This is a genomic window from Pseudomonas sp. TS_SC_3, from assembly GCF_056156225.1.
Genome location: NZ_CM149586.1, coordinates 2,452,114 through 2,465,218 on the forward strand (window position 1 = coordinate 2,452,114; position 13,105 = coordinate 2,465,218).

Sequence of the window (13,105 nt, forward strand, 5' to 3'; positions counted from 1 at the left end):
GATGCCCCGATGATTGATCCCAAGCGCGTATTACGTGCCCTCGCCGAACACTGGACGTTGCTGGAGCCGCTGTGCGAACGCTTCGATAGCGGCACCTTGAGCCTGGTGGAGCTGCGTAACCAGCTCAGCACCCAGCTGCCTGACAGCACACCAACCGACATCACCGCCCTGCTCGACCAGTGGATTCGCCTGGACATCCTGGTGCCGGTGGCCAAAAGCCCCAATCGCTTCGAGCTGAACGCGCAGATTCACGACTTTCTCGCCTACCTGCGCCGCGAACACCGCTTGGGCCTGTGCCTGGAAATCGAGGCCTACCTGCGCCATCTGGAGCGACTGGCCGGCTATATCAAGGACGCCTTCGAAGTCCGCGACTCCGCCGACCTGACCCGCCAGCTGCGTTTGCTCGACATGCGCGTACGCGATGTATTGAAGAAACTGGCCAACGATGAGCAAGCACTGGTGGCCGTGGCTGACCGCGCCAAAACCAGCGACCGGCAGATCCCGCTACGTCAGCGCTACGCCGAAGTACTGGCCACCTGGGACGAATACGTCGAACCGATGATCCAACTGGTGGCGGCCGACGGCGCCTTCGAACAAGGCGTATCCCGCGTTGAGCATGTGCTGCTGCGCCTGCTCGGCGAACAGCAGCGCCTCGGCCAACTGGTGGATGATGACCTGCTGCTGCGCACCCACGCGCGCATTCTGGAAATGCAAACCACCGCCCAGCTAACCCTGCGCCGCGCCCGCGAGCTGCTGCTGCCGCTGCGCGAGGAAGCGCGCCGGCATAACGCCGTGACCCGTGGCGCAGCCTTGGCCCTGGCGGCGATCCGCAAAAAGGGCCTGGACGCCGTGCCGCAGGCGTCCCTGCCGCTGTTCACCCGCCCACAGAGCACCTTTCTCGGCACCGCGTCGCAGGTCGAGGCCTATGTCTACGCCCTGGCCCGTTTCGAACCCAAACCGGCGCAGTTCCCCAAGGCGCATACCAGCCGCAAAGGCGAAGCCCCGAGCGCGCCACGCACCGCGCGGGAGATGATCGAGCGTTGCGAGCAGGCGCTGCCATTGCCGGACCTGATGGATTGGCTGCTGGAACAGGAACCCGACGGCGGCACTGACGAATTGCTCTATTGGTTCTCGCGCCTGTCGCGCGATGGCCGCTTCCAGCGTGAGCGCCTGGAGCGCCGCGACTACCTCACCCGCGAGCATCAGGTCAGCCTGAGCTCCTTTGCCCTGATCAAGCCGGCCGGGACCACCGCCCTATGAATATCGACCTGAAAGAACTGACCCAGCTCGCCCCGATCTTCCGCGAGCTGTTCAAGGGCTACCACATCAGCCGCAGCCACCCGGAGCTTTACACCCAGCTGGCCGGCCAGCAGGACGCCTACCGCGCCCTGTTCAAAGCCCTGGGCTATGAGCTGACCTGCGACAGCCGCGGCTTCTACTATTTCGTCCCCGAGCAGATGGGCGCCCAGGTCAACAAGACCGCCCAGCGCCTGGCGCTGTTCACTTTCATTTTGGTCGAACACCTCGCTGACCAGGGCCGCGACCCGCTGGCCGTGCTCGACGGCGGCAGCCTCGGTCGCGATGAGCTGCCAGCGCTGCTGGAAAAATATCGCGACCTGTTCCTGCAGGCCGAAGTCACCAGCGTTGAAGAGTTGGAAGAAAAAATCATGCGCCGCCTAACCCAGTTGGGTTTTGCCAGCGAAGACAACGGTATTTACCGCTTTCTCGCGCCCATGCACCGCTTCCTTGATGTGTGCCTCTCCGTGCAGCAAGACCGTGACCTGGCCGCCACGCTGCACAGCAGCCTGCCGCTGCCCACGCCGGTGCTGCTCGATGATGAGGCCGAAGACGAGATCATCAGCCTCAGCGAGGCAGAGAATGACGAATCCGAAGAAGACGCCCTAGCCCGCGCCATGGCCGAAGAACGCGCCGCCCAGGAGAAAGATGCATGAGCCAGGAACGCTACGGCATCCGCCGCTTCGCCCTACTGAACACTGCTGGCTACAGCCTTGGCCTTTTCCCGCTGGAAAACCCGCTGTCGGTGTACGGCGCCAACAACCTGGGTAAATCCGCCTCGATCAACGCCCTGCAATTCCCGATTCTGGCGCGCATGTCGGACATGAGCTTCGGCAAGTACAGCCTGGAGCAGTCACGTAAGTTCTACTTCGCCAGCGACACCAGCTACATCCTCGTTGAAGTCGTGCTGCCCCACGGCCCGCACGTAATCGGCGTGGCCGGGCGCGGCCCGGGCGGCGGTTTCGGCCACCAGTTCTTCGCCTACCAAGGCACCCTGGACCTGGAGCACTACCAGAAGAACGGCACCTGCCTGCGCCAGCGCGAGCTGTTCAACGCGCTGGAGCGCGAGGGCATCAAAGCCTACGAGCTGAAGCCCGAAGAGCTGCGCCGCCTGCTGGTCGGCGGGCACACCTCGGTCCCGCTGGACCTGACCCTGATCCCGCTGCGCTCCACCAGCGAGCAGAGCCTGAAAACCTTCCGCGCGCTGTTTATCAACCTGCTGCACATGCGCGAAATCACTGCGGCCAAGCTTAAGCAGCTGTTCCTCGATGCCTTCGAGCACAGCCTGCGTTCAGGCAGCGTCGACTACATTGCCGCCACCGAAGAAGCCTTCCGCGATGTACGGCGCATGGAACAGGATTACCAGGCCCTCGTCACTGCCGGCCCGCTGATTGAAGCGCTGGCCGCAGGCGTGGCCCAACGCGAGCGGCTGCGCGGCAAATTACACCGCCTCTCGCCGCTGCTCGACTCGCTGCTCGGCACCTGGCAGGACTATGCCGGCGCACGCCGCGAGGAGCTGGTGATCCAGGCCGAGCATTACCGTGGCGAGCAAGACGGTTTGCAGCGCGAGCAACGCGGCGGCACCCAGGAGCTGATGCGCATGGAGCGCGAAATCAGCGAAATTCAGCGCTGGCTCGGTGAGCTGTCGGTGCTGAAAAACCGCTTCGCCCTGGTCACCGACGCCAAGGTGCTGGAAGAACAACTGCTGGTCGCCAAAGATGCCCACGACGAACTGGCCGGCGCACTGGCGCAGTCACGGCAGTTCTCCGCCGAGGACTTGGATGAGCGCCTGCGCGACTTGGAGAAGCGCTTAAAGTCGGTCAAGCAACAACTCGAACACGCAGACAACAACAGCTATTCACGCCTGCGCGAAGAATTCAGCCAGGCCGATGTCGATCGCCTGATGCGCCTGTTCAATGGCCAGCTGTTCAGCCTGCCGCTGGGTGAGAAAGGCATTCAGCTGACCGACGGCGACGCCTGGGTCAAATCCCTCGAAGCCATCTTGGACGGCTTCAAGGGCGAGCACTTCGAAGTGCCGGGCCTGACCATCGACCTCTCGCATATCGAGCCGCCAGCCCTGCAGGCCCTGGCCGACCGCGCTGCTTTGCGGGACCAGAAAGACCGTCTGGAGCGTGAATACAAACAACTGAAAACCCAGCAGGCGGTCGCCTCCGACCGCGCCGCGAGCAAGGCCCAGGCCGAGCAGTTCTACAAGGCCGTGTTGGATGCGCAAAAAGCCCTGGAAGACTTCCGCAAGAGCCAGACCCTGACGGTTGAAGAGCCGCAGAAACTCGAGCAGTTGGCCCAGCTAGAAGCCGCCCAAGACGAACTCAAGCGCACCGCCGATGCCTTTACCGAGCGCGTGCAGCAGCTCTCCGCCAAGCTGCAATTGGTCGGCCGTCAGCTCGCCGATCTGGAAGCTAAGGAGCGCACCCTGGAAGACGCCCTGCGCCGTCGCCAACTGCTGCCAGCCGATCTGCCATTCGGCACGCCGTTTACCGACCCGGTGGACGACTCGCTGGACAACCTGCTGCCGCTGCTTAACGACTACCAGGACGCCTGGCAAGGCCTGCAACGTATCGACGGGCAGATCGAGGCGCTCTACGCCCAGGTGCGCCTGAAAGGTGTGGCCAAGTTCGACAGCGAAGACGATGTCGAGCGCCGCCTGCACCTGCTGGTCAACGCCTACGCCCACCGCCAGGATGAAGCCATCACCCTGGCCAAGGCGCGTCGCGCTGCGGTTACCGATATCGCTCGCACCTTGCGCAATATCCGCAGCGACTACGACAACCTGGAACATCAACTGGCGCTGTTCAACCGCGAGATCAACAAGCGCCAGGTGTCCAACCTGGAAAGCTTCCGCATCGTCCTCGCACCGAACAAGGACGCGCTCAAGCATATCGACCAGATTATCCACAGCGCTGGGCAGTACGAAGAAGGCGAAACCCTCTCGGTGTTCGACCTGCAGCAGAGCAGCGAGCAGGACAGCAAGAACGAGGAAGCCAAGGACTACCTGTCGCGACTGGTTGCGGCCAACCATAACCAGCTGGGCTTGAAGGATCTGTTCGAACTGGCCTTCGAGATCACCAAGGTGCATGGCCAGCCGGTGATCCACACCGATATCGATGGTGCCGCCTCCAACGGCACCACCATGACCATCAAGGCGCTGACCAATATGTACCTGTTGCTACACCTGATGGATCGCGACCAGGCCGGCAAGGTGCGTTTGCCTTACTACCTGGACGAGGCCGCGGATATCGATGAGAAGAACCAGCAAGCGCTGATCGAAACAAGCCTGCAACTGGGCTTTGTGCCGATTCTCGCCTCGGTAAAGCCGCAGGTCTCGGCCCATGTGGCCATCGACCTGGAAGGCGGCAGCGGGCCGAATGGCATCTATATCGACGAGGCGGATTGGAAATATATCCAGCGCCGTGACAACGCGACGGAAAACGCTTAGCCGGCAAGCCTGTGCGCTCTAGCGGCTAACAGGCAGTTACCGACAAAAAAGGCACCTAAGCGGTGCCTTTTTTATAAATCAAAACGGGATGTCTGATAGCCGCCAAACGTCAAAGGCCGGTGTTTCGTAGGGGTGGTGTTTTTTCAAGGCCTTGACTGCGTCATGGATCAACTCGTCAGCCACCACCATCTCAACTTTCCACTCAGCCACTTGCTCGACATGCCCTGGCTGCCCGATAAACGGCTGGCTGCCTTCCAGCGCGCGAAATTGGCCCTGGCCCAGCACTTGCCAGCAGCACTGATCATAGCGACCGACGCGGCCACCACCGGCGTTAAACACCGCCTCTTTAACCCTGTCGAGATGGATTTCAGGCACATAAAAACACAACTTGTACATCGAAGTTCCCGCCGGCAGGTCTGATAAAAAACAGCTTAAACGTGATGCGCCATGATAATGGCTTTGTGCCTTCACAGGCATCGGCGCGGGCCATCACACGGTGATTTATGACCGGCCAATCGGCGGCGCGTTCAACCTATGCGCTTAATCGGCAAGGCTATACACCGCGCCAAAATCGCTGCCAGCGGGCCTTAAAGCTGTTTACCGGCGGGTTATGGCTGCCATTACAGTAAGGTCGGCGCTGCGACAGGCCGCAACGGCACAGCAGCAGAAACTGCTCACGCTCAGGTTGCAGTTCAAGCGCATCAGGACACGTAAGGGGACAATCGGGAAGCTGGGACGAACGCCCACAGCGGCACAGCAGTAAGGTATCGCCAGGTTTGACCTGGCGCACCTCAGGCAAAATCGGCGCAGGCTTACTCGACATAAGCCCGCGCCAACTGGATCAATCCACCCACGCGCGGGCGTTACGGAACATGCGCATCCAGCCGGCGTCTTCCTGCCAGTCATCTGGCTTCCAGGAGTTCTGCACCGCGCGGAACACCCGCTCCGGGTGCGGCATCATGATGGTCACGCGGCCGTCGCGGCTGGTCAGGCCGGTGATCCCGCGCGGCGAACCATTGGGGTTCGCCGGGTAGGTTTCGGTGACCTTGCCGTGGTTGTCGATAAAGCGCATGGCCACGCAGCCGGACAAGTCGGCTTCGAGCAAGGCTTCCTCACTCTCGAACTCGGCATGACCTTCACCGTGGGCGATGGCGATTGGCATACGCGAACCGGCCATGCCCTGCAGGAAGATCGACGCCGACTCCTGCACCTGGACCATCGCCACGCGCGCTTCGAACTGCTCAGAGCGGTTGCGCACGAAATGCGGCCAGAACTCGGTGCCAGGAATCAGCTCGTGCAGGTTGCTCATCATCTGGCAGCCGTTGCACACGCCGAGGGCAAAGCTGTCCTTACGCTCGAAGAAGGCCTGGAAGCCATCACGGGCACGGGCGTTGAACAGGATCGACTTGGCCCAGCCTTCACCAGCGCCGAGCACGTCGCCGTAGGAGAAGCCACCGCAGGCGACCAGACCTTTGAACTCATCCAGGCTGACGCGGCCGCTGAGAATATCGCTCATGTGTACGTCGATGGCGCTGAAGCCGGCACGGTCGAAAGCCGCCGCCATTTCCACCTGACCGTTGACGCCCTGCTCGCGCAGTACGGCGATTTGCGGACGTACGCCCTTGCGGATATACGGCGCGCTGATGTCCTGGTTGACGTCGAAGCTGAGCTTGGCCGACAGGCCCGGATTGTCCTCGTCGAGGAGGGTGTCGAACTCTTGCTCGGCGCACTGCACGTTGTCGCGCAGACGCTGGATCTGGTAGCTGGTTTGCGCCCACTGGCGCTGCAGCAGGCGACGCTTACCGGCAAAAACTGGCTTCGCGTTGAAGTTGATCGTCACGTCATCGTTGTTGACCGGCTGACCGATCACCGCCACACAGTCACCCAAGCCCGCAGCGCTGAACTGCGCCAGCACGTCCGGTGTGGCGTCCTGATGCACCTGAATCACCGCGCCCAGCTCTTCGTTAAACAACACGCCAGCCAGCTCAGCGCTGTTGTCGGCCAGGGTATCGAGGAACAGGTTCAAACCGCAGTGGCCAGCAAAGGCCATTTCCAGCGCGGTCACCAGCAGGCCACCGTCGGAACGGTCGTGGTAAGCAAGAATATGACCGTCCGCATTGAGGCCCTGAATCACCGCGAAGAAGGCCTTGAGGTCTTCGGCGTCATCCACATCGGGGGCCTGGTTGCCGAGCTTGCCGTACACCTGGGTGAGGATCGACGCGCCCAGGCGGTTTTGGCCGCGACCGAGGTCGATCAGGATCAGGTCGGTTTCGCCCTTGTCCATGCGCAATTGCGGGGTCAGGGTCTTGCGAATATCGCTGACCGGTGCAAACCCGGTCACCACTAGCGACAGCGGCGAGGTGACGCTCTTGTCCGTACCTGCGTCCGTCCACTGGGTTTTCATCGACATCGAGTCCTTGCCCACCGGGATGGTCAGGCCCAGCTCGGGGCACAGCTCCATGCCGACCGCTTTCACGGTGTCGTACAGGCGCGCGTCTTCACCCGGATGGCCACCAGCGGCCATCCAGTTGGCGGACAGCTTGATGTCAGACATCTTCTCGATGCGCGACGCAGCGAGGTTGGTCAGGGTTTCGCCAATCGCCATACGCCCGGACGCCGCCGCATCCAGCAGCGCCAGCGGTGTGCGCTCGCCCATGGCCATGGCTTCGCCGGTGTACACGTCGAAGCTGGTGGCGGTGACGGCGCAATCGGCCACCGGCACCTGCCACGGGCCAACCATCTGGTCGCGCGCCACCAGACCGGTAATGGTGCGGTCGCCGATGGTGATCAAAAAGCTTTTGCTGGCCACGGCCGGGTGATGCAGCACGCGGGTCACGGCTTCGTCGATGGCCAGGGTGCTGGCATCAAAATCATCGCCCAGCTCCGCTTCGCGGGCGGCCGAACGGTGCATGCGCGGCGGCTTGCCGAGCAGCACTTCCAGCGGCATGTCTACCGGGGTGTTGGCGAAATGGCTGTCGGTCACGGTCAGGTGGGCTTCTTCGGTGGCCTCACCGACCACGGCAAACGGGCAACGCTCACGCTCACAGATGGCCTTGAAACGCTCGAAATCGACGGCGCTGACGGCCAGCACGTAACGCTCCTGGGACTCGTTGCTCCAGATTTCGTGCGGCGCCATGCCCGGCTCGTCATTCGGCACGTTGCGCAGTTCGAAGCGGCCGCCACGGCCACCGTCGTTGACCAGCTCAGGGAAGGCGTTGGAAATACCGCCCGCGCCAACGTCGTGAATAAAGGCGATGGGGTTGTGCTCACCCAGCTGCCAGCAACGGTCGATCACTTCCTGGCAGCGGCGCTCCATTTCTGGGTTTTCGCGCTGCACCGAAGCAAAGTCCAGGTCAGCCGAGCTGGTGCCGGTGGCCATCGAGGACGCCGCACCGCCGCCCAGACCGATCAGCATGGCCGGGCCGCCGAGCACAATCAGCTTGGCGCCGACGGTGATCTCAGCTTTCTGCACGTGCTCGGCGCGGATGTTGCCCATGCCGCCGGCGAGCATGATCGGCTTGTGGTAACCGCGAACTTCTTCACCGCGCGGCGTTTGGATTGCCTGCTCGAAGGTGCGGAAATAACCGGTCAGGGCCGGACGACCAAATTCGTTGTTGAACGCCGCGCCGCCCAGCGGGCCTTCAATCATGATGTCCAGCGCGGTAACGATGCGCTCAGGTTTGCCGTACGGCACTTCCCACGGCTGTTCAAAACCAGGGATCTGCAAGTTGGACACGGTAAAACCGGTCAGACCCGCCTTCGGCTTGGCACCACGCCCGGTGGCACCTTCGTCACGGATTTCACCGCCCGAACCGGTGGCGGCACCGGGGAACGGCGCAATCGCGGTCGGGTGGTTGTGGGTTTCCACCTTCATCAAAATATGCACCTGCTCCTGCACCGCACCGTACTGGCGGGTTTGCGGGTCCGGGAAGAAACGGCCGGCAACGTTACCGACGATCACCGAGGCGTTGTCCTTATACGCGGACAACACGCCTTCGCTGTGCATCTGGTAGGTGTTCTTGATCATGCCGAACAGGGATTTCTCTTGGCTCTGGCCGTCAATATCCCAGCTGGCATTGAAGATCTTGTGGCGGCAATGCTCGGAGTTGGCCTGGGCGAACATCATCAACTCGATGTCATGGGGGTTGCGCCCCAGCCCGTTGAAGCTGGTCACCAGGTAGTCAATTTCGTCATCAGCCAGGGCCAGGCCCAGCTCAACGTTGGCTTTTTCCAGCGCTGCGCGGCCGCCCCCGAGGATGTCCACCGCCGTCAGCGGCTTAGGCTGTGCGTGGCTGAACAGCGCCGCGGCGCCTTCGAAGTTTTCCAGCACCAGCTGGGTCATGCGGTCATGCAGCACGCCGGCAACCTGCTGCGCCTCGGCAGCATTCAGCTCGCCGCTGACGTAATAGGCCAGCCCGCGCTCAATGCGCTGAATCTTCGCCAGGCCGCAGTTGCGGGCGATATCGCTGGCCTTGCTCGACCACGGAGAGATGGTGCCAAAGCGCGGAATGCTCAGAAACAGGCGGCCGCTTGGCTCCTGCACCGGCACACTCGGGCCATATTTCAGCAAACGGGCCAATACCTGTTCTTCGTCAGCATTAAGAGTGCCGGACACTTCGGCGAAGTGCGCGAACTCGGCATACAGACCGGTGACCGCAGGAACCTTACTGGTCAGTTGCTCAAGCAGTTTGCCGTGACGGAAAGCAGATAGGGCGGGAGCGCCGCGCAGGATCAACATCGGGGACAGCCTCTGGGAAGGGGTGTACTTTGAGGCCGTGCATTCTAGCCTAAAGCGCTGCCAACGGCACCCGCGATGGCCAGGCTCTATCAGCCAGGGATCACGCCCCTAAAACGCCCACTGACCGCGGGCAAACCATGCCGTTGTGCTAGCAGAGAAGCCACGCGCTGTCGAGATATGGCGCACCCCAACCTTTGCGTATACTGCGCCGATGTTTGCCCAATCTGCGTTCCGCACGCGCCGCGCCTGCTGGCTATCGGTGATCGGAATCCTCCTGCTGCTCGGTGGCTGTGCTGAAGAACCCAGCACACTCGAACGCGTGCAGGCGGAGGGTGTACTGCGGGTGATCACCCGTAACAGCCCGGCCACCTACTTCCAGGACCGTAACGGCGAAACCGGCTTTGAATACGAGCTGGTAAAACGCTTTGCCGACGACCTGGGCGTTGAGCTAAAAATCGAAACCGCCGACAACCTCGACGAGCTGTTCGCCAGCCTGAACACACCCAGCGGCCCGGTTCTCGCAGCCGCCGGCCTGGTAGAAAGCGACGGACGGCAGCAGCATGCACGCTTCTCCCTGCCCTACCTCGAAGTCACCCCCCAGATAATCTACCGCAACGGCCAGCAACGCCCGACCCGTACCAGCGATTTGGTCGGCAAACGCATTCTGGTACTCAAGGGCAGCAGCCACGCCGAACAATTGGCAGCGCTCAAGCTGCAACTGCCTGAGCTGAGCTATGAAGAGTCCTCCGCTGTTGAAGTGGTCGACCTGCTGCGCATGGTTGATGAAGGGCAAATCGATCTGACCCTGGTTGACTCCAACGAACTGGCGATGAACCAGGTGTACTTCTCCAACGTGCGCGTAGCCTTTGATCTGGGCGATGCACAAAACCTGGCATGGGCCACCGCACCCGGTGAAGACCGCAGCCTGCTCGACGAAATGAATGCCTTTATCGAGCGCGCCCAGCAGAACGGCAGCCTGCAGCGCTTGAAAGATCGTTACTACGGCCATGTCGATGTACTCGGTTATGTCGGCGCCTACACCTTCGCCAAACACCTGCAACAACGGCTGCCGCGCTACGAGAAATACTTCCGCGAAGCCGCCCAGGCCAACCAGGTTGACTGGCGCCTACTGGCCGCCATGGGTTATCAGGAATCACTCTGGCAGCCCACCGCCACCTCGAAAACCGGCGTACGCGGGCTGATGATGCTAACCCTGCGTACAGCCCAGGCCATGGGCGTATCGGATCGCCTGAACCCCAAACAGAGCATTGACGGCGGGGCCAAATACATCACCTATGTGAAAAGCCTACTGCCGGAGAGCATTCAGGAGCCGGACCGCACCTGGTTTGCCCTGGCCTCCTACAACGTCGGCGGCGGGCACTTGGAAGATGCGCGCAAACTCACTGAAGTCGAGGGCCTGGACCCGAACAAATGGCTGGATGTGCAGAAGATCCTACCGCGCCTTTCACAAAAACAGTGGTACAGCAAAACCCGTTATGGCTATGCCCGCGGCGGCGAGCCAGTGCATTTTGTGCGCAACATCCGCCGTTACTACGACATTCTGACCTGGGTAACCCAGCCGCAGCTGGAAGGCTCGCAGATCGCAGACAGCAACCTGCATGTACCGGGGGTGAACAAAACGCCGCCACCGGAAGAACTGTCGCCGCTGTAGACCGATACCTTCCGTTCTCGGTGGGAGGGGCTTTAGCGCGCTGCGCGGCGCAACTTGAAGAACTCGCTCAGCGCAGCACCACACTCATCAGCCAGCACACCGCCTTCAACCAACACGCGATGGTTGAGAAAGGCCTGACTGAAAAACTCACCACGACTGGCCACCACGCCCGCCTTAGGCTCACTGGCACCGTAAACCACCCGCTGCACGCGTGAATGCACAATCAGCCCAGCGCACATGCTGCATGGCTCAAGCGTCACATAGAGCGTGCTACCCGGCAGGCGATAATTACTCACGGCCTGCGCCGCCGCGCGAATCGCCACCATCTCGGCGTGGGCGCTGGGGTCATGGGTGGAGATCGGGCAGTTAAAGCCGCGACCGACAATCTGGCCATCCTGCACCAGCACCGCGCCGACTGGAACCTCGCCCAGGGCCGCCCCTTCGGCGGCCAGGGCCAGGGCCTCACGCATAAAGTGCGGATCCTGGCTGCGATCAATGATCAGGGGTTGGCGCACGCTTAAACGACCTCGATTGATGCCATCAGACCGGTTTCCATATGGTCGATCACATGGCAGTGAAACATCCAAACTCCGGGATTATCGGCGACCAGCGCGACACGCGCGCGCTCGTTTTTACCCAGCAAGTAGGTGTCAGTGAAATATGGAATGATCGACTTGCGGTCCGAGGCCAGCACCTTGAAGGTCATGCCGTGCAGGTGGATCGGGTGCTGATACTGGCTGAGGTTGCGCAGCTCGAAGATATAACTCTTGCCCAGCTGCAGGCGAGCAATCGGCCGATCGGCGCAGGTCTTGTCATTGATATCCCAGGCCTGGCCGTTGATCTGCCAGAAGCTGTGCGCCGCGCCCTGGTCCAGGCCAACCGACACCGCGCCAGCCCACTCGAAGTTAAATTTGACGGTTTCCGCATTAACCAGATCAGGCTCGGCCACCGGGTTGGCGGGCAGCGCCGGCGGCCAATCACTTACCCCCTCTGCACTGGGCTGTGCGCGCAAGGTTGCCAGGCGCAATGGGCCGTTACGCAGCGACAATTCGTTGCCCGCCGCCGGCACCTTCAACCCCAGCTCAATGCGCATACCCGGCCCCAGCCAGTACTCCTTGCCCAGCGGCCTTGGCTCGACCGGATTGCCGTCCAACGCATAGATACGCGCATCCGCGCCGGGCAGGTTAAGGCGATAGGTCAGAGTGTTATCCAGATTGATCAAGCGCAGGCGCACCACCTGCCCGGCCGGCAAATCCAAGGTTGGCGCATGCTGGCCATTGACGGTACTCAGCCGCCCAGGGGTGCCGCCACGCGCCGCCTCACGCGGTACGCTGAACTCGGTAAACGCACCCCGCTCGTCGATATGCCAACTCTTCAGGTTGAGCGTGTGGTCATGCTTAAAACCGCTTGGCTCGCGCTCATCGACAATCAACGCGCCAACCAGGCCGCGACCCAGCTGCTCGCCGCTGGCGACGTGCGGGTGATACCAGAAGCTACCGGCATCAGGGGTGATGAAGTTGTAGTCGAAGTATTCCCCCGGCAGCACCGGCGCCTGCGACACATAAGGCACGCCGTCCATCGCCAGCGGCAGACGAATACCGTGCCAGTGAATCGTGGTCGGCACGTCCAGTTTATTAATGAAGCGCACCCCCAAGCGTTCGCCCTGGCGGCAGCGCAGCTCCACACCCGGCGCCTGGCCGCCATACGCCCAGGCCGGCGTGATATGCCCCGGCACCAGCTCAATATCCAACGGCGCTGCGATCATTTCATAGTCGTGGGTTACCACATTTTCCGGCCGGCCCAGCCAATAACGCACGCCGCCGGCACCGAGGCCGACGACACCAAGGCCTGCTAGACCAACCAGCATTTGTCTGCGGGTAAAGGACATAGAAATTCCCGTAGCCCGGATGCAATCCGGGAAGATATCAATCCGGAGTTAATC

At 61.9% G+C, this 13,105-nt stretch carries 9 protein-coding genes; 4 read left to right on the plus strand and 5 right to left on the minus strand.

The window, feature by feature from the left end; all coding sequences use genetic code 11:
• Positions 1–9: 9 nt before the first annotated feature.
• The 3 genes from mksB to mksF are packed head-to-tail and all read left to right on the plus strand — an operon-like array spanning position 10 to position 4,753.
• Complete coding sequence (gene mksB / locus AC0J6G_RS11870; protein ID WP_475247960.1) at positions 10–1,260, plus strand: Mks condensin complex protein MksB; 1,251 nt, start codon at positions 10–12, stop codon at positions 1,258–1,260.
• Positions 1,257–1,952 carry an Mks condensin complex protein MksE gene (gene mksE, locus AC0J6G_RS11875; protein ID WP_475247962.1) on the plus strand — a complete coding sequence of 232 codons (696 nt, stop codon included), beginning with the start codon at positions 1,257–1,259 and terminating at the stop codon, positions 1,950–1,952. Before mksB ends, mksE begins: the two co-directional genes overlap by 4 nt.
• The gene (gene mksF, locus AC0J6G_RS11880) at positions 1,949–4,753 is read left to right on the plus strand and encodes an Mks condensin complex protein MksF (RefSeq protein WP_475247964.1); all 2,805 of its coding nucleotides are present in this window, start codon (positions 1,949–1,951) and stop codon (positions 4,751–4,753) included. Before mksE ends, mksF begins: the two co-directional genes overlap by 4 nt.
• A gap of 78 nt (positions 4,754–4,831) precedes the next feature.
• Here the strand turns inward: mksF and AC0J6G_RS11885 are convergent, their stop codons facing one another.
• From AC0J6G_RS11885 to purL, 3 genes are all read right to left on the minus strand, one after another.
• Positions 4,832–5,149, minus strand: a complete 318-nt coding sequence (locus AC0J6G_RS11885; protein WP_475247965.1) for an NGG1p interacting factor NIF3 — start codon at positions 5,147–5,149, stop codon at positions 4,832–4,834.
• A gap of 157 nt (positions 5,150–5,306) precedes the next feature.
• A complete protein-coding gene (locus AC0J6G_RS11890) occupies positions 5,307–5,576 on the minus strand; it encodes a CDGSH iron-sulfur domain-containing protein (RefSeq protein ID WP_475247967.1) in 270 nt (89 codons plus the stop codon).
• 18 nt (positions 5,577–5,594) lie between these two features.
• Complete coding sequence (gene purL, locus AC0J6G_RS11895; protein ID WP_475247969.1) at positions 5,595–9,491, minus strand: phosphoribosylformylglycinamidine synthase; 3,897 nt, start codon at positions 9,489–9,491, stop codon at positions 5,595–5,597.
• Positions 9,492–9,702: 211 nt separating this feature from the next.
• On the opposite strand from purL, the gene mltF reads away from it, so the two are divergent.
• A complete protein-coding gene (gene mltF, locus AC0J6G_RS11900) occupies positions 9,703–11,163 on the plus strand; it encodes a membrane-bound lytic murein transglycosylase MltF (RefSeq protein WP_475247971.1) in 1,461 nt (486 codons plus the stop codon).
• Positions 11,164–11,195: 32 nt separating this feature from the next.
• Here mltF and tadA read toward each other — a convergent pair whose 3' ends face one another.
• Positions 11,196–11,678 carry a tRNA adenosine(34) deaminase TadA gene (tadA, locus tag AC0J6G_RS11905; protein ID WP_475247973.1) on the minus strand — a complete coding sequence of 161 codons (483 nt, stop codon included), beginning with the start codon at positions 11,676–11,678 and terminating at the stop codon, positions 11,196–11,198.
• A 2-nt stretch (positions 11,679–11,680) separates the two neighbouring features.
• Positions 11,681–13,051, minus strand: coding sequence for a multicopper oxidase family protein (locus AC0J6G_RS11910; RefSeq protein WP_475247974.1), 1,371 nt, complete (start codon positions 13,049–13,051; stop codon positions 11,681–11,683).
• Positions 13,052–13,105 lie beyond the last annotated feature (54 nt).

Bases quoted from the DNA above. Each gene is read 5' to 3' on its own strand.
- mksB (WP_475247960.1), top strand. From the start codon at position 10: ATGATTGATCCCAAGCGCGTATTACGTGCCCTCGCCGAACACTGGACG.
- mksE (WP_475247962.1), top strand. From the start codon at position 1,257: ATGAATATCGACCTGAAAGAACTGACCCAGCTCGCCCCGATCTTCCGC.
- mksF (WP_475247964.1), top strand. From the start codon at position 1,949: ATGAGCCAGGAACGCTACGGCATCCGCCGCTTCGCCCTACTGAACACT.
- AC0J6G_RS11885 (WP_475247965.1), bottom strand. From the start codon at position 5,149: ATGTACAAGTTGTGTTTTTATGTGCCTGAAATCCATCTCGACAGGGTT.
- AC0J6G_RS11890 (WP_475247967.1), bottom strand. From the start codon at position 5,576: ATGTCGAGTAAGCCTGCGCCGATTTTGCCTGAGGTGCGCCAGGTCAAA.
- purL (WP_475247969.1), bottom strand. From the start codon at position 9,491: ATGTTGATCCTGCGCGGCGCTCCCGCCCTATCTGCTTTCCGTCACGGC.
- mltF (WP_475247971.1), top strand. From the start codon at position 9,703: ATGTTTGCCCAATCTGCGTTCCGCACGCGCCGCGCCTGCTGGCTATCG.
- AC0J6G_RS11910 (WP_475247974.1), bottom strand. From the start codon at position 13,051: ATGTCCTTTACCCGCAGACAAATGCTGGTTGGTCTAGCAGGCCTTGGT.